The 21050-nt window shown below is 51.3% G+C and carries 23 protein-coding genes; 2 read left to right on the top strand and 21 right to left on the bottom strand.

The features are described from left to right. Nucleotides 1-118 precede the first annotated feature (118 nt). From ycfP to hinT, 6 genes are read right to left on the bottom strand one after another with little or no spacing between them, the layout of a single operon-like run. Entirely contained in the window at nucleotides 119-661 is a 543-nt protein-coding gene (gene ycfP / locus HUZ68_RS09560) for an alpha/beta hydrolase YcfP (RefSeq protein ID WP_000587933.1), read from the bottom strand. 22 nt (nucleotides 662-683) lie between these two features. Further along, on the bottom strand, nucleotides 684-1709 hold the full coding sequence (nagZ, locus tag HUZ68_RS09555) for a beta-N-acetylhexosaminidase (RefSeq protein ID WP_032171120.1): 1026 nt from the start codon (nucleotides 1707-1709) through the stop codon (nucleotides 684-686). A 10-nt stretch (nucleotides 1710-1719) separates the two neighbouring features. After that, nucleotides 1720-2544 carry a thiamine kinase gene (gene thiK / locus HUZ68_RS09550; RefSeq protein WP_001116570.1) on the bottom strand — a complete coding sequence of 275 codons (825 nt, stop codon included), beginning with the start codon at nucleotides 2542-2544 and terminating at the stop codon, nucleotides 1720-1722. Continuing rightward, nucleotides 2525-3166: a penicillin-binding protein activator LpoB gene (lpoB, locus tag HUZ68_RS09545; RefSeq protein ID WP_000164439.1), complete on the bottom strand. Its 642-nt coding sequence runs from the start codon at nucleotides 3164-3166 to the stop codon at nucleotides 2525-2527. The genes thiK and lpoB overlap by 20 nt, the downstream gene beginning before the upstream one ends. A gap of 13 nt (nucleotides 3167-3179) precedes the next feature. Further along, nucleotides 3180-3557 carry a YcfL family putative periplasmic lipoprotein gene (locus HUZ68_RS09540; protein WP_001225281.1) on the bottom strand — a complete coding sequence of 126 codons (378 nt, stop codon included), beginning with the start codon at nucleotides 3555-3557 and terminating at the stop codon, nucleotides 3180-3182. 2 nt (nucleotides 3558-3559) lie between these two features. Next, on the bottom strand, nucleotides 3560-3919 hold the full coding sequence (hinT, locus tag HUZ68_RS09535; RefSeq protein WP_000807125.1) for a purine nucleoside phosphoramidase: 360 nt from the start codon (nucleotides 3917-3919) through the stop codon (nucleotides 3560-3562). A 333-nt stretch (nucleotides 3920-4252) separates the two neighbouring features. Here hinT and fhuE point away from each other — a divergent pair, with 333 nt between their 5' ends. Then, a complete protein-coding gene (gene fhuE / locus HUZ68_RS09530; RefSeq protein WP_096839752.1) occupies nucleotides 4253-6442 on the top strand; it encodes a ferric-rhodotorulic acid/ferric-coprogen receptor FhuE in 2190 nt (729 codons plus the stop codon). A gap of 59 nt (nucleotides 6443-6501) precedes the next feature. Here the strand turns inward: fhuE and ptsG are convergent, their stop codons facing one another. The 14 genes from ptsG to yceD all read right to left on the bottom strand — a co-directional run bounded on the left by ptsG (nucleotide 6502) and on the right by yceD (nucleotide 19010). After that, nucleotides 6502-7935, bottom strand: a complete 1434-nt coding sequence (gene ptsG, locus HUZ68_RS09525) for a PTS glucose transporter subunit IIBC (RefSeq protein WP_000475719.1) — start codon at nucleotides 7933-7935, stop codon at nucleotides 6502-6504. Between the two features lie 294 nt (nucleotides 7936-8229). Then, the gene (locus tag HUZ68_RS09520; protein ID WP_000480245.1) at nucleotides 8230-9027 is read right to left on the bottom strand and encodes a metal-dependent hydrolase; all 798 of its coding nucleotides are present in this window, start codon (nucleotides 9025-9027) and stop codon (nucleotides 8230-8232) included. 10 nt (nucleotides 9028-9037) lie between these two features. Beyond that, nucleotides 9038-10042, bottom strand: a complete 1005-nt coding sequence (gene holB, locus HUZ68_RS09515; protein ID WP_001267945.1) for a DNA polymerase III subunit delta' — start codon at nucleotides 10040-10042, stop codon at nucleotides 9038-9040. Then, nucleotides 10039-10680, bottom strand: a complete 642-nt coding sequence (gene tmk / locus HUZ68_RS09510) for a dTMP kinase (RefSeq protein ID WP_001257000.1) — start codon at nucleotides 10678-10680, stop codon at nucleotides 10039-10041. Before tmk ends, holB begins: the two co-directional genes overlap by 4 nt. Continuing rightward, complete coding sequence (gene yceG / locus HUZ68_RS09505; RefSeq protein ID WP_000756838.1) at nucleotides 10670-11692, bottom strand: cell division protein YceG; 1023 nt, start codon at nucleotides 11690-11692, stop codon at nucleotides 10670-10672. Before yceG ends, tmk begins: the two co-directional genes overlap by 11 nt. 2 nt (nucleotides 11693-11694) lie before the next feature. Further along, a complete protein-coding gene (pabC, locus tag HUZ68_RS09500; protein WP_000478706.1) occupies nucleotides 11695-12504 on the bottom strand; it encodes an aminodeoxychorismate lyase in 810 nt (269 codons plus the stop codon). 119 nt (nucleotides 12505-12623) lie between these two features. Beyond that, nucleotides 12624-13865: a beta-ketoacyl-ACP synthase II gene (gene fabF, locus HUZ68_RS09495; protein WP_000044679.1), complete on the bottom strand. Its 1242-nt coding sequence runs from the start codon at nucleotides 13863-13865 to the stop codon at nucleotides 12624-12626. 87 nt (nucleotides 13866-13952) lie between these two features. Next, nucleotides 13953-14189, bottom strand: coding sequence for an acyl carrier protein (gene acpP, locus HUZ68_RS09490; RefSeq protein ID WP_000103754.1), 237 nt, complete (start codon nucleotides 14187-14189; stop codon nucleotides 13953-13955). Between the two features lie 210 nt (nucleotides 14190-14399). Beyond that, entirely contained in the window at nucleotides 14400-15134 is a 735-nt protein-coding gene (gene fabG, locus HUZ68_RS09485; RefSeq protein WP_001008535.1) for a 3-oxoacyl-ACP reductase FabG, read from the bottom strand. 12 nt (nucleotides 15135-15146) lie between these two features. Next, entirely contained in the window at nucleotides 15147-16076 is a 930-nt protein-coding gene (gene fabD, locus HUZ68_RS09480; protein ID WP_000191372.1) for an ACP S-malonyltransferase, read from the bottom strand. Between the two features lie 15 nt (nucleotides 16077-16091). Further along, nucleotides 16092-17045: a beta-ketoacyl-ACP synthase III gene (fabH, locus tag HUZ68_RS09475; protein WP_000288132.1), complete on the bottom strand. Its 954-nt coding sequence runs from the start codon at nucleotides 17043-17045 to the stop codon at nucleotides 16092-16094. 67 nt (nucleotides 17046-17112) lie between these two features. After that, nucleotides 17113-18183, bottom strand: a complete 1071-nt coding sequence (plsX, locus tag HUZ68_RS09470) for a phosphate acyltransferase PlsX (protein ID WP_000197578.1) — start codon at nucleotides 18181-18183, stop codon at nucleotides 17113-17115. Nucleotides 18184-18263: 80 nt separating this feature from the next. Further along, entirely contained in the window at nucleotides 18264-18437 is a 174-nt protein-coding gene (gene rpmF, locus HUZ68_RS09465) for a 50S ribosomal protein L32 (protein ID WP_000290727.1), read from the bottom strand. A gap of 51 nt (nucleotides 18438-18488) precedes the next feature. After that, nucleotides 18489-19010, bottom strand: a complete 522-nt coding sequence (gene yceD, locus HUZ68_RS09460; protein WP_001174481.1) for a 23S rRNA accumulation protein YceD — start codon at nucleotides 19008-19010, stop codon at nucleotides 18489-18491. 198 nt (nucleotides 19011-19208) lie between these two features. Between yceD and yceF the strand changes: the two genes are divergently transcribed. Next, on the top strand, nucleotides 19209-19793 hold the full coding sequence (gene yceF / locus HUZ68_RS09455; RefSeq protein WP_001125199.1) for a 7-methyl-GTP pyrophosphatase: 585 nt from the start codon (nucleotides 19209-19211) through the stop codon (nucleotides 19791-19793). 111 nt (nucleotides 19794-19904) lie between these two features. Here yceF and rluC read toward each other — a convergent pair whose 3' ends face one another. Further along, nucleotides 19905-20864, bottom strand: coding sequence for a 23S rRNA pseudouridine(955/2504/2580) synthase RluC (rluC, locus tag HUZ68_RS09450; RefSeq protein WP_000846343.1), 960 nt, complete (start codon nucleotides 20862-20864; stop codon nucleotides 19905-19907). Nucleotides 20865-21050: the final 186 nt, after the last annotated feature.

Here is a 21050-nt window from a genome sequence, read left to right as displayed (position 1 = left end):
TAAGAGGCGCATCAGGCATTGATGCTCGACTGTCGGATGCGGCGTAAACGCCTTATCCGACCCACAGGATCCGGAGCGCATCAGGTACCGGCAAGGTTACCTGATGCGACGAGGGCATTTACCCGAGGGTTTTGAACGCTTTAATGCGCTGTAAATGCGGGGAGATATTCTTGAATTTGTGCGTCTGCTCTTCGTCCCAGACAATCTCGTAATAATGATGCAACTCTTCAGATGTCCGCTGGCTGTTAAGCGCTTCATCATTACGCGACAAAATCACCAGGCAACGATCGCGATTCTTCTCGCGGAAGTTGGTCACACACTTAGTGGCAATATCGGCATACTCTTCCGGGCGATCAATCTTGCCTTCCATGTTCTCATAAGGGAACAAATTAGGGTTGAAGATCACCTGGCGGATATCGCAAAGAAAACCAATCCGTTCCGCCCAGTATCCGCCCAGACCAACGCCGCAAATCAGCGGACGCTCGTCGACGTTCAGTTGCAACATTTTGTCCACTTCTTTGAGCAGATGCTGCATATCATGTTTCGGATGCCGCGTACTGTAGCTTATCAAGCGTACATCCGGGTCAATAAACTGCAATTGTAAGACTTTCTCGTGGTTACCCGGACTGTTAGAGTCAAAACCGTGTAAATAGATAATCATCGCTTCCTCACATAAGCCAGGGTTAGTGACCTGCTTTCTCTTCCTGCCAGCGTTCATGTAACTGATTCAGACGGGCGCTGATCGCTTTCCAGCGAGCCGAGTCCATCAGTTCCTGTCGCGAAAATGAACCTTTATGATACAAACGTGTAACACGTTCTGCCTTGATCGGTGACAGATTATCTAACACGCTGACGGCCCCTTTACGATTATTGCAGACCAGGATCATATCGCAACCTGCGTCCAGTGATGCCTGCCCGCGTTCGGCATAACTGCCCATAATCGCGGCACCTTCCATCGATAAATCGTCAGAGAAAATTACACCGTCAAAACCCAGTTCCTGACGCAAAACGGTTTTCAGCCAGTAGGGAGAACCGCTCGCCGGACGCGGATCAACATCACTGTAGATCACATGTGCAGGCATTATGGCGTCGAGTTTATTTTTGCGGATTAAGGAACTGAAGACCGACATATCTTTAGCACGAATCTCCGCTTGCGGACGTGGATCGCACGGCGTCTCTTTGTGTGAGTCTGCCGTTACTGCACCGTGTCCTGGGAAGTGTTTCCCGGTCGTTTTCATTCCGGCTTCATGCATCCCATCAATAAACCGACTGGCGATTGCCAGGGCTTTTTCTGGGTCGGCATGATAAGAACGCTCGCCAATAGCCGCGCTGATATGTCCTACATCCAGCACTGGCGCAAAGCTGATATCAATATCCATAGCGATCATTTCGCTGGCCATCAGCCAACCCGCCTCTTGCGCCAGTTTGCCGCCCTCTTCCATTCCCAACAGCGCAGCGAATGATTGCGCCGCTGGCAAGCGGGTAAAACCTTCGCGAAAACGCTGGACGCGTCCACCTTCCTGATCTACCGCCACCACCAGATGATTGCGCGATGCTGCGCGGATCTGGCGCACCAGTTCACGCAACTGGGCAGGATCATGATAGTTTCGCGTAAAGAGAATCAGCCCTCCCACCAGCGGATGCGCCAGTATTTCACGCTCTTCCGCGTCCAGTTCGTAACCTTCGACATCCAACATTACTGGACCCACACTGCTCTCCTTATTGTTTTATTAATAGCTGCCGCCAGGTGTCATCGGCCAGCCTGATAAATTGTTGATCGCCGGTTTGTCGCCAGCGGTACTCAAACCACCCTGCTTTGAGCATCAGCAGCCAGGGAAACCATCGCCTGACCTGACGCCATAATTGCGCCGGATAAATCTTCGCGCGAGTGGCATAGTCATTGACCAATTGCCGGTGCTGTTCAGTATTTTCCACCCACACCGCCGCCAGTTCCAGCGCGATATCACCATCCCCTGCATACTCCCAGTCGATGAGTTTTAACCCTGACGCGCTATGCACTAAATTTCCGGCGTGGACATCCATATGCAATGGACTTAAGCGTAAAGGCCGTGGTTCCCGCGCTTTGCGCAGACGTTTTAACATTCGCAGCCAACCCACTGTCCGCCGCGCCGGATCGCTTTGCTGCCAGTACAGTTCCAGTAACGGCAACAGCGTTATTCGCCAGCCAAAACGCGGTTGTTGATGTAGATAATACAGCAAGCCTGCCAGTTCGTTAGTATCCGGCAAATACGTTTTTACCTCGCCGGGCAGATAGTCGACTACCATCCAGTCACGGAGATATAAATGCGGCTTCGGTGCAATGCATGCGGGTAGTTGTGATAAAGCCCGATACTGGCGCAAGAACGCGGACTGCGGCGCATCAGGATCGTGCGGCTGACGCACAACAAAACGCTGGCCCTGGTGTTCAATGAGAAAACTCCCGCCACTAAGCCCACTATTAAACGTCGTGACGGGATGAAACTGCGGGAAAAAGCGCGACAGCAATTCGTCGCGCGTGATGGGATTATTGCTGCGAAACGGCACCTTTACCTGACCAGATAATTTCGCCCGTCTGCACCAGCATCAGCTGCATTTGTAGGGTCGGAGCGTTAACGTTGCCAGAGGCGCTGGAGTACAGCACGTAATGAGCGCCGACATTGCGGGCAATGCCTATGGCTTTACTACGGGTGCCTAAACTATCCTGCGGCGACAAACCTAACTGTTGCTTAGCCATCGACAGCTGCTGGGCGGAAACCAGGGTAAATTTCCCGTTATTAGCCAGCGCATTTCGCAGCGTTTCGGTCGCTTCTGCGGCATTCAGCGAACCGTTAGTACGGTTGTTAACGCTATCAACCAGCAGGACGCTACCCGCAGTCACCCCGTCAGCCCCAAGCATCTTACTGACCATCGGCTGCATTGCGCCATTCCAGTCATAATGGCGAATATGCGGCGCAGGCGGTGCAGTTTGATCTTCGTGCTCAATTGGGCCTGGCTGCTGCGGGATCGTCGGCACCGAGGGCACTGTGGGGACAGGCTGTTGTGGCTCGGCTGGTTGTTCCGGCGCTGGTTTCACTTCTTCTACCGGTGCAGGTTCACGTTGCCCCACACACCCGGCGAGAAACATCGCCAGCGCGGTAATCAAGGCGTAGCGACTCATTTTTGTCATCAAGATTCACCCCTTACAAATATAGATAAAGTCTGACTTTGTGCGCCCCCAGAAAATTGGCGCTGCCGTACAGCGTTACCGCCGAATGTGCGGGAATGGTAACGCTGCGTGGCCTTTCCAGAGGATGCATCTCCAGCCCTCTGGCGTCATACCAGTAAAAACGATAATGAACGGTAACGGGTTCTTGCCTTTCGTTATAAAGCGTTGAGGATGCTGAAGGTTGAATATCAGACGTCGAAAGGACGGGCTTTTCTGCACTGATGCCCGCAGCCAATAAAGATGACTCCATCACCAGCGATTGCTCATCATTCACCGGAATTTCCGGATGTGAACGACAGCCCACCAGCAGTAACAACGCCAGAGACACCAGCCCAAAGCATCCTTTTCTCATCGTTACAGACCTTTATGCGCCAGCATTGGTCCCAGCGGACGGCCACCCAACAAGTGCATATGGATGTGGTAAACCTCTTGTCCGCCATGGCGGTTGGTATTCATGATCAGACGATAACCATCTTCGGCAATACCTTCTTGCTCAGCAATTTTTGCCGCTACGGTGATCATGCGTCCCAGCGCCTGCTCATGCTCAGCTGACACGTCGTTCACAGTCGGAATGAGGATATTCGGAATGATCAGAATATGCGTTGGCGCTTGCGGCGAAATATCGCGAAACGCCGTTACCAGATCATCCTGGTAGACGATATCGGAGGGGATCTCACGACGAATAATTTTGCTGAATATAGTTTCTTCTGCCACGACATTTTCCTTTTTCAAATAGCCATGCGTTGCGCCATGCTACGCCGCGCCACACTGCGAGTATAGAGTATGGTCGAGTTAAACCTGCTCTTTCAACCTTAACTCACGATTTCTTAAGCAAAAAATCGTTTTGCTGCCGTATATATCGCCATTATTCCCATTTCTGCCTGCGAATGCGCTGAAAAGACATTCTCTGTTTGGTTTACACGTCAAATATGAATGCGTATATTTCTCATTTGCATTTACATACAAAATTATTCGCACACTAAATATAACCGCTCATCACCCTCCTCCGGCATGAGCCTGACGACAACATAAACCAAGAGATTTCAAATGCTTTCAACACAATTTAACAGGGATAATCAACATCAAGCCATCATCAAACCGTCACTCCTTGCCGGTTGCATAGCACTGGCACTATTACCTTCCGCCTCTTTTGCTGCACCAGCCACTGAAGAAACGGTGATTGTTGAGGGTTCAGCCACAGCTCCAGATGATGGCGAAAATGATTACAGCGTAACGTCTACCTCTGCGGGTACCAAAATGCAGATGACTCAACGTGATATTCCTCAGTCGGTCACTATTGTTAGCCAGCAGCGGATGGAAGATCAGCAGTTACAAACGCTGGGCGAAGTGATGGAAAACACACTGGGGATCAGCAAAAGTCAGGCGGATTCCGATCGTGCTCTTTATTATTCCCGCGGATTCCAGATCGATAACTATATGGTTGATGGTATCCCCACCTATTTTGAATCGCGCTGGAATCTGGGCGACGCACTTTCTGATATGGCACTGTTTGAACGCGTAGAAGTAGTGCGTGGCGCGACAGGACTCATGACCGGGACGGGTAATCCATCTGCGGCAATTAATATGGTTCGAAAACACGCGACCAGTCGTGAATTTAAAGGCGATGTCTCGGCGGAATACGGTAGCTGGAACAAAGAACGGTATGTGGCGGATTTACAAAGCCCACTCACCGAAGACGGTAAAATCCGCGCGCGAATTGTCGGCGGCTACCAGAATAACGACTCATGGCTGGACCGCTACAACAGTGAAAAGACCTTCTTCTCGGGCATTGTCGATGCTGATTTAGGCGATCTTACGACGCTTTCAGCCGGTTACGAATATCAGCGCATTGATGTTAATAGCCCAACCTGGGGCGGTTTACCGCGCTGGAATACTGATGGCAGCAGCAACAGTTACGATCGTGCACGCAGTACCGCACCTGACTGGGCGTACAACGATAAAGAGATCAACAAGGTCTTTATGACCCTGAAGCAGCGGTTTGCTGATACCTGGCAAGCGACACTGAATGCCACCCACTCTGAAGTCGAATTTGACAGCAAAATGATGTATGTCGATGCCTATGTAAACAAAGCGGATGGTATGCTGGTTGGGCCATACAGTAATTATGGACCTGGCTTTGATTATGTCGGCGGCACCGGTTGGAACAGTGGCAAACGTAAAGTTGATGCGCTGGATTTGTTCGCTGACGGTAGTTATGAATTGTTTGGTCGTCAGCACAATCTAATGTTTGGTGGCAGTTACAGCAAACAAAACAATCGTTACTTCAGTTCATGGGCCAACATCTTCCCGGATGAAATTGGCAGTTTCTACAACTTTAATGGCAATTTCCCACAAACCGACTGGTCACCACAGAGCCTGGCGCAGGACGATACCACACATATGAAATCGTTATATGCTGCCACTCGTGTCACCCTTGCCGATCCGCTGCATCTGATCCTCGGCGCACGTTATACCAACTGGCGGGTTGATGCGCTGACTTACAGCATGGAGAAAAACCACACCACGCCTTACGCTGGTCTGGTGTTTGACATCAATGACAACTGGTCGACCTACGCCAGCTATACCTCTATTTTCCAGCCGCAAAATGATCGTGACAGTTCAGGCAAATATCTGGCTCCAATCACCGGTAACAACTACGAGCTGGGTCTGAAATCGGACTGGATGAATAGCCGTCTGACCACCACGTTAGCCATCTTCCGTATTGAGCAGGATAATGTCGCTCAGTCCACCGGTACACCTATCCCCGGCAGCAACGGCGAAACCGCCTATAAAGCGGTGGATGGGACAGTCAGTAAAGGTGTGGAATTTGAACTCAACGGCGCAATTACCGACAACTGGCAGCTGACATTTGGCGCAACGCGCTATATTGCAGAGGATAACGAAGGAAACGCCGTTAATCCTAATCTGCCTCGCACCACGGTTAAAATGTTCACCAGCTACCGGTTGCCTGTCATGCCAGAGTTGACGGTCGGCGGTGGTGTTAACTGGCAAAATCGCGTGTATACCGACACCGTGACACCGTATGGCACCTTCCGCGCCGAGCAAGGTAGCTACGCGCTGGTGGATCTCTTCACCCGCTACCAGGTGACGAAAAACTTCTCGTTACAGGGGAACGTCAATAACCTGTTCGACAAAACCTACGATACCAACGTGGAAGGTTCTATCGTCTACGGCGCACCGCGTAATTTCAGCATTACCGGCACGTATCAATTCTGAATAACACCTGTAAAAAAGGCAGCCATCTGGCTGCCTTAGTCTCCCCAACGTCTTACGGATTAGTGGTTACGGATGTACTCATCCATCTCGGTTTTCAGGTTATCGGATTTAGTACCGAAAATCGCCTGAACACCAGAACCAGCAACCACTACGCCCGCTGCGCCCAGTTTCTTCAGGCCGGCCTGATCCACTTTAGACACATCAGCAACGCTGACGCGCAGACGGGTAATACATGCGTCGAGGTTAGTAATGTTTTCTTTACCACCAAATGCAGCAACCAGAGCCGGTGCCATTTCGCTGGTACCTGTCGCTTTTGCATCTTCAGTCGCGTCTTCACGACCCGGCGTTTTCAGATCCAGTGCTTTAATCAGCACGCGGAAGATGGTGTAGTAAACAATTGCATAACCGATACCGACGATCGGGAACAACCACAGTTTGCTGCTGTTACCAGACAGAACAATGAAGTCGATAAGACCGTGCGAGAACGACGTACCGTCACGCATCCCCAGAAGAATACAGATTGGGAATGCCAGGCCTGCCAGAATCGCGTGGATGATGTACAGGATCGGCGCAACGAACATGAAGGAGAACTCGATCGGCTCGGTGATACCGGTCAGGAACGAGGTCAGCGCCGCGGAGATCATAATACCGCCCACTTTCGCGCGGTTTTCTGGTTTAGCAGAGTGCCAGATAGCAATTGCGGCAGCTGGCAGACCGTACATTTTGAACAGGAAGCCACCAGACAGTTTACCCGCAGTCGGGTCACCCGCCATATAACGCGGAATGTCGCCGTGGAAAACCTGACCTGCTGCGTTGGTGTATTCACCAATCTGCATCTGGAAAGGTACGTTCCAGATGTGGTGCAGACCAAACGGTACCAGGCAACGTTCGATGAAACCGTAAATGCCAAACGCAACTACCGGGTTCTGGTAAGCAGCCCACTGAGAGAAGGTCTGGATTGCAGAACCAATCGGCGGCCAAATGAAGGACAGCACAACGCCAGTAAAGATGGCAGCCAGGCCAGAAATGATCGGCACAAAGCGTTTACCGGCAAAGAAGCCAAGATACTCAGGCAGCTTAATACGGTAGAAACGGTTAAACATGTACGCTGCGATCGCACCGGAGATAATCCCTCCGAGTACGCCAGTATCCGCCAGGTGTTTAGAGGCGATTTCTTCAGCAGGTAAATGCAGTACCAGTGGCGCAACCACGGCCATGGTTTTAACCATGATGCCATAGGCAACAACTGCGGCCAGCGCGGATACGCCATCGTTATTGGTAAAGCCGAGGGCGACACCGATCGCAAAAATCAGTGGCATGTTTGCAAAGACGGAACCGCCTGCTTCTGCCATAACATGCGATACAACGGCGGGCAGCCAGCTGAAATTCGCGGAACCGACGCCCAGCAGAATACCTGCGATAGGCAGTACGGATACCGGCAGCATCAGCGATTTACCGACCTTTTGCAGGTTAGCAAATGCATTCTTAAACATAATTGAGAGTGCTCCTGAGTATGGGTGCTTTTTTTACGTTCTCACGCGTGGCAAGGGGGGAGAGCCTCGCCGTGTACAGGGCATCTAAGCGCCCTTTATTTATTACACAGAGTAAAATAATTCAGTGCCAATTTGTTTGACGGCTATCACGTTTCAACTTCAGATCATTGGAGAAGTTGCACATTTTGACAAAACATATGTCACAATATTTCAAACGTGGTTATTCACCGCCCAATTTTCGGCGGTGAACTTTACTCGTTTTAGCCATTAATTACGAGCTTTAAAAAAACTCATTCAACGGATGGATTGAAGGCGGGAAGCGTCGATGTGAAACAGACGGGCGAAGTTATCGGTGGTTACCTGCGCCAGTTCTTCAACGGCAACACCTTTCAACACAGCCATGTATTCTGCAACGTCACGAACCATCGCAGGTTGATTCTCTTTTCCTCGATGCGGCACCGGCGCAAGGTAAGGTGAGTCAGTTTCCACCAGTAACCGATCCAGGGGGACATAACGCGCAGCATCGCGCAGTTGCTCCGCATTACGGAAGGTCACAATGCCGGAAAAGGAGATGTAAAATCCGAGATCCAGTAATTTGCCCGCCGTTTCTCTGTCCTCTGTAAAACAGTGTAGTACGCCACCGCAATCCGTCACTTTTTCTTCGCGCAGAATTGCCAGCGTATCGGCGCGGGCGTCACGGGTATGGACGATAACCGGCTTGTTCAGTTCACGACCAATCTGGATATGATGGATGAAGGACTCTTGCTGACGTACTTTAGTTTCCGGTGTGTAATAATAATCCAGCCCGGTTTCACCCAGCGCTACAACACCCTCTTCTGCCGCCAGACGGCGTAAATCTTCTACATCGTAGGGATCATTCTGGTTGAGTGGATGCACGCCACAAGAAAATACGACGTTGTCACGTTCGCCTACCAGATCCCGCATGTGTAAATAACCCGGTAATGTTGTGGCGACTGCCAGACAAAATTTCACATCGCGTGCGGCGGCTTTCGCCAGAACGTCATCCACGTCCTTATGCAAAGATTCATAATCCAGACCATCGAGATGGCAGTGTGAGTCGACTAAAAACATGATGTCTCTCTTAAAGATGAGGAACCGGTAGCACAACGCCCGGTTGCAGGTAATGCTCAATACGCAGTAAAAGATCGGTGATGAGAAGCTCGCGGTTGATGCCTGTGACAGACATTAACTGTTCACGAATGTGGCAAACATCCCCCAGTATAGCCTGCAGGCGCGAGGGAGAAAGATGGTTTGCCAGTTCGACGACCAGGCCCGGCACATCAACATTGGTCACCTGCGCAGCACCATGATGGCGTTTTAGCGCATCCATCAGCAACGTTGCCAGCCAGTGCAAACGCGCCGGAGCTTGTTCATGATTAAGGGCCGCCAGCAGCGAATACCAGTCGCCCGATGGCACGCTATATGCCAACGCCTGACACAATGTTTCACGAGCCTGCCAGTTATCTCCCTGAAACAACGCCAGTGCCGCGCCAGGCGAACCGGCGCTTAAGCGCAATGCGGCAAGTAATGCATCCTGTGACATTGTCACTTCGCGTGAAAGCCAGGTCACGGCGTACTGTTCCGGCGGCGGCGCAAGGTAATGTAACCGACAACGACTACGTAATGTTGCCAGTAAACGTTCAGGCTCGCGGGTAGCCAGGAAAAACCAGGTTTCTGCTGGTGGCTCTTCAAGCGTTTTCAGCAATGCGTTAGCCGCGGCGTCGGTCAGTAAGGCAGCATCGGTTACCCAGACAACTTTCGCACCACCTAAGCGTGCGTGCTCATTCAGCTTTTCGGTGACCTCACGTACCGCATCAATGCCCAGCGTATTTTTCCCTTTTTCGGGAGCCAGGGTGTAGTAATCGGGATGCGTGCCAGCCTGCATCAACTGACATCCACGACAGTGACCGCAACTTTTGTGGCCCTGCGGTTGTTGGCAGAGTAAATAACGGCTCAGGGCGTAGATTAAAGCATCATCGCCCATGCCCGGTAACGCCTGAATGAGTAGCGCATGGTGACCTCTTCCGGCCTGATAGCTGGCTACCAGTTTTTCGAAATCAGGTCGTAACCATGGATACCATCTCATGCGTCCAACTCCTTCACCCAGTGGGTCACGGTAGTGCGGATTGCATCCATCACGGCCTCCAGCGGCTGGGTGGCATCAATGGTATGAATACTTTTATCTTGTGCAGCCAGTTCCAGATAGCGGGCGCGGGTGCGATTAAAGAAATCGAAAGACTCTTGCTCAATACGATCCAGCTCGCCGCGCGCACGCGCGCGTTTTAAGCCAACTTCCGGGGTAACATCGAGATAGAGCGTTAAGTCGGGGCGAAAATCCCCGAGAACAGCATCACGCAGTGTTGCCAGCATATGTTGGTCAATACCACGTCCTCCGCCCTGATACGCCTGAGTGGAGAGATCGTGGCGATCGCCAATCACCCAGGTGCCGTTAGCCAGAGCTGGTTTGATGACCGTTTCTACCAGTTGAACGCGCGCGGCATAAAACATCAGAACTTCGGCTTTATCGGTAATGACTTCATCGCCTACCGATTTGATATCCAGCACCAGGCTTCTTAACTTTTCGGCAAGTTGCGTACCGCCAGGTTCCCGAGTGAAAACCATGTCGCGGATACCCAGTTGCTCAAGCGTCTCAACCACCACATTACGCGCGGTAGTTTTGCCTGCGCCTTCCAGCCCCTCAATGACGATATACTTACTGCGCATTTTTTTCCTTAAGCACTTTCAGATAATCCTGCACAGACTTGTTATGGCTGGCAAGATTGGTATTAAACGTGTGACCACCTTTACCATCGGCCACAAAATAGAGATACGGCGTTTTTGCCGGATGCGCAGCAGCCTTCAGCGAATCCGCCCCCGGCGTAGCTATCGCACCCGGCGGCAAACCGGTAATGGTATAGGTGTTATACGCTGTCGGCGTTTCCAGGTCTGCACGAGAAAGTTTGCCATTATAACGCTCTCCCATCCCGTAAATCACGGTTGGGTCGGTCTGCAGGCGCATACCAATGCGTAAACGGTTGATAAATACCGAGGCAACCTGATCGCGTTCACTGGCAACGGCGGTTTCTTTTTCGATAATTGATGCCATCGTCACCAGCTGATTTTTATCTTTATAAGGCAGACCGTCCGCACGCCCTTCCCAGGCGCTATCGACCGCTTTCACCATTTTCTTGTGCGCTCGCTTGAGTAACGCGACATCGGTGGTATTGGCGGTATACATCCAGGTGTCTGGCCAGAACCAACCTTCAATCCACTCCGGGTTTTCCAGTTCAAGTGCCTGCGCTACGGTGGCGTACTTATCGTCACTCAGCGTGTGCTTGATATACGGAGCCTCACGCAATTGCTTGAGGTAGTCGCTCAGACGCATCCCTTCTACCAGTCGCAGCGGGAACTGTGCTTCTTTACCGCTTTCCAACAATTTCAGCATCTCGCGCACGGTCATCTGCGGTGTAAAGCGGTAAGTCCCGGCTTTAAAGTGAGAAAGATCCGGTTCGATACGCAGCAGCCATTGAAAAACCCGTGGGCGATTGATGATCTTATCAGCATAAAGCTGTTCACCGAGCGCCAGACGTCCGGTCCCTGGCTTCAGGGTAAATATCGTCTCTTCTTTGATAAGCAATTTGCTGTCGGCAAGATGGCGAACCTTCCAGACGCCCACACCAGCGGCGATACCCAGTACCACCAGCAATAACAAGATTATCAATAACACTTTTTTCATGACTAATTCGGGCGCTCACAAAGTGGGGCTAAATATTCATATAACGTTGCTGACGAAAAGGAGACATCGCCACAGGCACGTACGGGCATCACTGGCATTAACGCATTACAAATAACCATCTCATCTGCCTGCAACGCCTCTTCCAGAGAAGCTTGCACTTCGACAAGCTGATAAGAGGATTGTGCCAGCAAACGGATACAGAATTGTCGCATAATGCCGTTAACACCTGCCTGATCCAGTCGCGGCGTATAAACTACGTTGCCCTTCCGCCAGAACAAATTAGCCGCACAGCATTCCGTAACCCACCCTTCGCTGTCAAGGACCAGCGCCTCATCAGCGTTTGTCTGCTCAAGATGAGAGCGAATCAATACTTGCTCAAGACGATTGAGATGTTTAATACCTGCAAGATGAGGATTGCGCCCCAGCCGCACCGGGCTTAGCGCCAACGTCATCCCCTCGTTACGCAAACGGTCGTAATGTGCAGGATAAGCCGTAACGGAGAGAATCCGCGTTGCCGGTCCACTGTTCAATGTGCTGTACCCTCGCCCGCCACTACCGCGACTGATCACGACTTTCAGTACACCATTTTGCTGTTCTGCTGCCAGCGTTTTCATCTCTTGTTCAAGCTGTGGCCAGAAGTCACAGGAAATCATCAACCGCTGACAAGCATCCTGTAGTCGCTGGATATGCGCCGATAACAAACTGACTTTACCGTCGATAACTCTGGCGGTGGTAAAACAACCATCACCAAACTGCGTTGCCCGATCGCTTACTGCCAGCGATTCCTGCTTATAACCGTTAATTAAGAACATACCGGCTCCTTATCAGAGAATTGTTAGTGTGGCAGCATGTTCACTACGGAACAAGTCGGAATAAAAGCTAAGAAAAAAGGCCCGCAAGCGGACCTTTTATAAGGGTGGAAAATGACAACTTAGATCTTTTTAAAGATCAAAGAACCATTAGTGCCACCGAAGCCGAAGGAGTTACACAGCGTGTATTCCATTCCGCTGACCTGACGTGCTTCATGCGGTACGAAATCCAGATCGCAACCTTCATCCGGGTTATCCAGGTTGATGGTTGGCGGAACAGCCTGATCGCGCAGCGCCAGGATGGAGTAGATAGATTCTACTGCACCCGCCGCACCTAACAGATGACCGGTCATAGATTTCGTGGAGCTTACCAACACACGGCTTGCAGCTTCACCGAAGATGGTTTTCACCGCCTGCGCTTCAGCTTTATCGCCAGCCGGCGTAGAAGTACCGTGCGCGTTAACGTAGCCAATCTGACTCGCTTCAATGCCTGCATCACGCAGAGCATTTGCCATTGCCAGAGCTGCGCCTGCGCCATTTTCTGGCGGTGACGTCATATGATAAGCATCGCTGCTCATACCAAAGCCGACGAGTTCAGCGTAAATTTTCGCACCGCGTTTTTTCGCGTGTTCGTACTCTTCAAGTACCAGCATACCGGCACCATCGCCCAGTACGAAGCCATCACGCTCTTTATCCCACGGGCGGCTCGCCGCTTGCGGGTTATCATTGCGGGTAGATAATGCACGTGCCGCGCCAAAACCACCAACACCCAGCGGCGTACTGGCTTTCTCTGCGCCACCTGCAACCATCACGTCAGCATCGCCATACGCGATAATACGCGCAGCATGACCAATGTTGTGCACGCCGGAAGTACAGGCGGTCGCGATAGAGATGCTTGGGCCACGCAGGCCATACATGATAGTCAGATGACCTGCCACCATGTTCACAATCGTTGACGGAACGAAGAATGGGCTGATCTTACGTGGACCACCGTTCATCAGAGATGTGTGGTTTTCTTCGATCAGTCCGAGGCCGCCAATCCCGGAGCCAATTGCGGCACCAATGCGGGTTGCGTTCTCTTCCGTTATTTCAAGGCCAGAATCCTGCATGGCCTGAACGCCAGCGACAATTCCATATTGAATGAAGGCATCCATCTTGCGCTGTTCTTTGCGCGAGATAATGTCCTCACAGTTAAAATCCTTTACTAAGCCAGCAAATTTCGTTGCATAGGCGCTAGTATCGAAATGGTCGATTAGGCTGATGCCACTCTGACCGGCAAGCAGAGCTTTCCAGGTAGACTCTACGGTATTGCCGACAGGAGACAACATGCCCAGTCCGGTCACAACTACACGACGCTTAGACACGTTTGTCCTCCAGGGAGGGAAAAAATGATTCTAGTGGGACAAAAAGATAAAACTCAGGCGGTCGAACGACCGCCTGGAGATGTTCACTTACGCCTGGTGGCCGTTGATGTAATCAATGGCAGCCTGAACGGTGGTGATTTTCTCAGCTTCTTCGTCCGGAATCTCAGTATCAAACTCTTCTTCCAGAGCCATTACCAGCTCAACGGTGTCAAGAGAATCCGCGCCCAGGTCTTCAACGAAAGAAGCATTGTTGGTAACTTCTTCCTGCTTAACGCCCAGCTGTTCGCCGATAATTTTCTTAACGCGTTCTTCGATAGTGCTCATACTCTTAAATTTCCTATCAAAACTCGCTTTCGCGATGGTTTTCGTAGTGTATAAAATGTTGAAAAATTTGCAACTAAATCCCGGCAGGTCTTACCACGATTTTACGTTATTTTGAGGCCTTACCCCCCAATAACGCAAATCATTTTGCACTAATTATTACTCATAACCACGCAGACTGCGCGCAACATGAGCATTTTGTGCAAATCGCGGTCAGACCATGTACATCCCGCCGTTCACATGCAAAGTTTCACCCGTGATGTAAGCTGCTTCGTCGGATGCCAGGAATGCAACCGCGTTGGCGATTTCCTGTGCGCCGCCGAGGCGACCCGCAGGAACCTGCGCCAGGATACCCGCACGCTGGTCATCGCTCAGCGCACGTGTCATGTCCGTTTCAATAAAGCCCGGAGCAACAACGTTTACAGTAATACCGCGTGACGCAACTTCGCGCGCCAGTGATTTACTGAAGCCGATCAAGCCCGCTTTCGCCGCAGCGTAGTTGGCCTGACCGCCATTTCCCATGGTACCAACCACAGAACCGATAGTGATAATACGACCATGACGCTTTTTCATCATAGCGCGCATTACCGCTTTTGACAGACGGAAAACAGATGAAAGGTTGGTTTCGATAATATCGTTCCACTCTTCATCTTTCATTCGCATTAACAGGTTATCACGAGTGATACCGGCATTATTGACCAGGATATCCACTTCACCAAATTCTGCGCGAATTTTTTCCAGAACAGATTCGATAGATGCCGGGTCGGTCACATTCAACATCAGACCTTTGCCGTTAGCACCTAAATAATCACTGATCGCCTGAGCGCCATTTTCACTGGTCGCAGTGCCAATAACTTTCGCGCCACGGGCTGCGAGCGTTTCAGCAATTGCGCGGCCAATTCCGCGGCTTGCACCGGTTACCAGTGCGATTTTTCCTTCAAAATTCATGATTTTCCTCTTTTAAAGCTCGAGCGCCGCTGCCATCGCTGAAGGTTCGTTCAGCGCCGAGGCGGTCAGGGTGTCGACAATGCGTTTCGTCAGGCCAGTTAGCACTTTGCCCGGGCCGACTTCATAGAGATGTTCTACGCCTTGCGCTGCCATGTACTCAACAGACTTCGTCCACTGAACCGGGTTATACAACTGACGTACCAGTGCGTCACGAATGGCATCACCATTGGTTTCGCATTTCACATCAACGTTATTCACAACAGGAACTGTTGGTGCGTTAAAGGTGATTTTCGCTAATTCTACTGCCAGTTTGTCGGCTGCTGGTTTCATCAGCGCACAGTGAGACGGTACGCTCACTGGTAACGGCAGCGCGCGTTTTGCGCCCGCAGCTTTACAGGCAGCGCCAGCACGCTCAACCGCTTCTTTATGACCGGCAATAACCACCTGTCCCGGAGAGTTAAAGTTTACCGGAGAAACGACCTGACCTTCTGCAGCTTCTTCACACGCTTTCGCAATAGACGCATCATCCAGACCGATGATTGCCGCCATAGCGCCAGTGCCTTCCGGTACGGCTTCTTGCATGAACTTACCGCGCATCTCAACCAGACGCACCGCATCAGCGAAATCAATCACGCCAGCGCAAACCAGCGCGGAGTATTCCCCCAGGCTGTGACCGGCCATCATTGCCGGTGCTTTACCGCCCTGCTGCTGCCATACGCGATACAGCGCAACAGATGCAGTCAACAGCGCTGGCTGGGTTTGCCAGGTTTTATTCAGTTCTTCAGCTGGCCCCTGCTGGGTCAGCGCCCACAGGTCGTAGCCCAGCGCCGCAGAAGCTTCAGCAAACGTTTCTTCGACAATTGGATAGCTCGCCGCCATATCAGCCAGCATTCCAACGGTTTGAGAACCCTGTCCAGGGAACACAAATGCAAATTGCGTCATGTTTTAATCCTTATCCTAGAAACGAACCAGCGCGGAGCCCCAGGTGAATCCACCGCCAAAGGCTTCAAGCAGAACCAACTGCCCCGGCTTAATGCGCCCGTCGCGTACAGCTTCATCCAGCGCGCACGGGACAGAGGCCGCAGAGGTATTACCGTGGCGATCCAGCGTCACCACGACATTGTCCATAGACATACCGAGTTTTTTCGCCGTTGCACTGATAATACGCAGGTTAGCCTGATGCGGAACCAGCCAGTCCAGTTGAGAACGGTCAAGATTATTTGCCGCCAGCGTCTCATCAACGATGTGCGCCAGTTCCGTTACCGCAACCTTGAAGACTTCGTTGCCCGCCATCGTCAGATGAATTGAATTCTCTGGATTCACACGGTCAGCATTAGGCAGCGTCAGCAACTCACCATAGCTACCGTCGGCATGCAGATGGGTGGAGATGATTCCCGGCTCTTCAGAGGCAGCCAGCACCGCAGCGCCCGCGCCATCGCCAAAAATAATAATAGTCCCACGATCTGTTGGATCGCAGGTGCGCGCCAGTACATCGGAACCGACGACCAGAGCATACTTCACCGCCCCAGATTTCACGTATTGATCGGCTACGCTTAATGCATAGGTGAAACCTGCGCAGGCTGCTGCAACGTCAAATGCCGGGCAACCTTTAATGCCCAACATGCTTTGAATCTGACAAGCTGCGCTCGGGAAAGCGTGCGTAGCAGAAGTCGTTGCCACAACGATCAGGCCAATCTGGTCTTTCTCAATGCCCGCCATCTCAATTGCGCGTGTCGCCGCTTCAAAGCCCATGGTTGAAACGGTTTCGTTTGGCGCGGCAATGTGGCGTTCGCGGATACCGGTACGAGTGACAATCCACTCGTCAGAGGTGTCCACCATTTTTTCCAAATCGGCGTTTGTCCGCACTTGTTCGGGCAGATAGCTGCCAGTACCAATAATCTTCGTATACATGTACGCTCAGTCACTTTTCGGTTATATACCGTCACTTGCAAACTGCGAGTTCGCTGGCAGCGTCCTGCTACCGCAGAGTTCCGCTTTTGCCACCGTCCAGCAGCTCAAAACCAGCTGGGTATACAGATTCCAGGCGAGCGGCAATTCGCTGAGGAACTTGTCGCTGCACCGCCTGCACTGCCTGTTCAATCGCGACCGCAAAAGCTCGCTGATTGGCTGCACCATGACTTTTTATCACCGTGCCGCGCAATCCTAACAGACAGGCGCCGTTATACTGGTCGGGGTTGAGGTGACTGAATCGCCTCGTCAGGCTCTTTTGTAGCCAACGCTTTAATAACAGTAGCCACCACGACCGTTTTTTCCCTTCACCCTGAGATTTCAGCAGAGAAAGGAACATCCTGACAACACCTTCCATCGTCTTTAATGTGACATTTCCTGTAAAGCCGTCACAAACCAGCACATCTGTCTTGCCAGTTAACAACTCATTGGCTTCAAGATAGCCGATATAATTGATAGAAGGGATTGTTTTAAGCACCGCTGAGGCATCCCGAATACTATCGAGACCCTTTACTTCTTCTTCACCAATATTGAGCAACGCCACGCGAGGATTGGGAATTTCCACCACCTCTTCAGCCAGGACTGAGCCCATAATGGCAAATTGCACCAACATTGTGCTGTCACAATCGACGTTGGCCCCTAAGTCAAGGACCACCGTTTTGCCCTTTTGCTGATGTGGTAATACCGTCACCAGCGCCGGACGCTCAATCCCCTCCAGGGGCTTGAGTAATAATTTTGCCAGCCCCATCAGTGCCCCGGTATTACCGGCACTGACACAGGCTTGCGCTCGACCTTCTTTCACCAGCTCCAGGGCCACGCGCATTGAACTCCCACGACTGGCGCGGATAGCTTGCGAAGGCCGGGCATCACTGGCGATAACTGACTGCGCAGGAATTATCTGCAGACGCGAACGTTGTTCAAAGTCAGCTTTAGCAAGTAATGGCGTGATGGCGTCGGGATTGCCGACTAAAAGAAGAGTGAGTTGCGAATTAGAATTCAGTGCCTGCAATGCTGCAGGCACTGTCACGGAAGGGCCAAAATCCCCTCCCATGACATCTAACGCCAGGGTTAGACGTGTCAAGGTATCGTCGCCGCCCGGTTTGGTCTTTCCCCAGTTGCCTGGGGAAAATCCTCACTAAGCTTCATCACGCAGACGCGTGATTACTTAGCGATGACCTTGCGGCCGCGGTAGTAACCGTCGGCAGTGATGTGGTGACGCAGGTGTTTTTCACCAGAAGTTTTGTCTACAGACAGGCTGGTGACTGCGGTCAGCGCGTCATGGGAACGACGCATGCCACGTTTGGAACGGGTTGGTTTATTCTGTTGTACGGCCATGGACCTTACTCCTCAATTACGGTTTATCCCCGATCCAACGGGGAGCACCAATTACTTACGCTTTAAGCTGGCTAATACGGCAAATGGGTTTGGCTTTTGCGCTTCTTCAGGCAGTTCACCAAAGACCATGTCCGCTTCGGACACTTCACAGTGTTCAGAATCATGCACCGGAACTACCGGCAAGGCGAGGATGATTTCATCTTCAACCATTGCAAGCAGATCGATTTCACCGAATTCGTTAACCTCAATCGGTTCATACGCTTCCGGCAGTGCTTCAGCCTGTTCGTCTGAACGCACAGGACTAAAACAATACGTTGTGTAGACCTGATGAGTAAACGGCTTCCCGCAACGCTGACACTCGAGCGTTACCGTCACCTTCGCATCGCCGTTTAACACTGCGAGACGTTGGTTATCGATAGCGAACGACATGGAGCATTCCACATCACTGTCCACACTGACTACGGATTCGGCGACGCGCTCAACCTGATCAGGGGTATAGATACCCTGGTAATCAAGGCGTTTTTGAGCCGTACGAACCGGATCGAGAGTCAGGGGTAATTTTACCTTTTGCATAGGGCGCGCATATTAACTTTGTAACGTCATAGAGTCAAAGAAAAAGGCAGCCTGTGGTTGCCTTTTGCCAATAATTCGCACACATTGCGGGTTACTGCTTTATTTTCGTTCAGTGCTGATAACGAACATCAACCTGCAAAACGAAGCGCATAGTTTAAAATGGCTATCATCAATACGCTATATCTGATGGAAAAAAATATGCCTAAACTTATTTTAGCCTCCACCTCGCCCTGGCGTCGCGCTCTTCTGGAAAAACTGCAAATCTCTTTTGAATGTGCAGCACCCGAGGTCGACGAAACTCCACACAGCGACGAATCACCGCGACAGTTGGTGCTTCGACTGGCACAAGAAAAAGCGCAATCTCTGGCGTCACGTTATCCGGATCATTTAATTATTGGTTCAGACCAGGTATGTGTTCTTGATGGCGAAATCACCGGTAAACCGTTAACGGAAGAAAATGCCCGTCTGCAATTACGCAAAGCCAGCGGCAATATCGTCACCTTCTATACTGGACTGGCGTTGTTTAATTCGGCGAATGGGCATCTACAAACAGAAGTGGAGCCTTTTGACGTCCATTTCCGTCACCTGAGCGAGGCGGAGATTGATAATTACGTGCGTAAAGAGCATCCCCTGCACTGCGCGGGTAGCTTTAAGAGTGAAGGATTTGGCATTACGCTGTTTGAGCGTTTAGAGGGGCGTGACCCTAACACGCTGGTTGGTTTACCGCTAATCGCGCTGTGTCAGATGTTACGTCGGGAAGGGAAAAACCCGCTGATGGGATAGTTTTTTACGCCGGATGCGGTTACGTCGCATCCGGCAATCGGTGCTGGCGGCCTGATGCGGCGTAAACGCCTTATCAGGCCAACCGCCCATTATCAGGTTTATATGCTTGTATTAGCGCGCGTTACGCAGCTTTTGCAAACAACGCTTCAAACCTTCATCCATCGGCGCTTCGATACGCATCACCTCACCGGTCCCCGGATGAGTAAACTTCAACGCTGCAGCGTGCAGGAACAGGCGATTTAATCCCGTGCCTGCTTCAGTGAGCTGTCTGTCAAATTCACGGTCACCGTAGCGATCGTCAAAGGCAATCGGATGACCCGCATATTGTGTATGCACACGGATCTGATGAGTACGCCCTGTTACCGGGCTACAACGCACCAGGGTGGCAAATGCATAGCGTTCTTCCACTTTAAAGCGTGTTTCCGACGGTTTGCCTTCCTGACTGACACGCACGATACGTTCGCCGCTTTGCAGAATATTTTTCAATAACGGCGCTTGAACGCTCTTCACATGCGACTGCCACTGACCGCGCACCAGCGCCAGGTAATCTTTTTGCATTCCTTTTTCACGTAATTGCTCATGCAGAGAACGCAACGCCGAGCGTTTTTTCGCTACCAGCAACACACCTGAAGTGTCCCGGTCGAGACGATGAACCAGTTCAAGGAACCGCGCTTCCGGGCGCAACGCCCGCAAACCTTCGATAACGCCGAAGCTTAAACCACTGCCGCCATGTACCGCCGTACCGGAAGGTTTATTCAGCACCAGGATATGATCATCTTCATATAAGATGACGTCCGCCAGCGCCGCCACCTTTTGCAGATGTGGCGAAACCGCCTCTTCTTCCCGCTCAGCAACGCGAACCGGTGGGATACGCACCTCATCACCCGCTTCGAGTTTATATTCAGGCTTAATACGTTTTTTGTTCACCCGCACTTCGCCTTTACGCAAAATACGGTAAATCATACTTTTTGGTACGCCTTTCAATTGGGTACGCAAAAAGTTATCGATACGTTGCCCCGCTTCGTCAGCGGTGATAGCAACAATTTTTACGGATGGAGTCTCTGTTTTCATGGTGGGCGATTCTAATTAGCCAACAGGATTCGCGCCACTCATTTTTCTATGCTTATATTTAGTTTTGCACCTTATTACTTCACTACGTGCTCACTTTATTGATGGTTATTAAACCAATCACCAGCAAGAAGTGAAAAAACTGTGAGTAAGCGGGTGATAAATGGTAAAAGTCATCTTGCTATAACA

The organism is Shigella dysenteriae, from assembly GCF_022354085.1.
Taxonomy (GTDB): domain Bacteria; phylum Pseudomonadota; class Gammaproteobacteria; order Enterobacterales; family Enterobacteriaceae; genus Escherichia; species Escherichia coli.
This window is presented reverse-complemented; position numbering and strand designations above follow the sequence as displayed.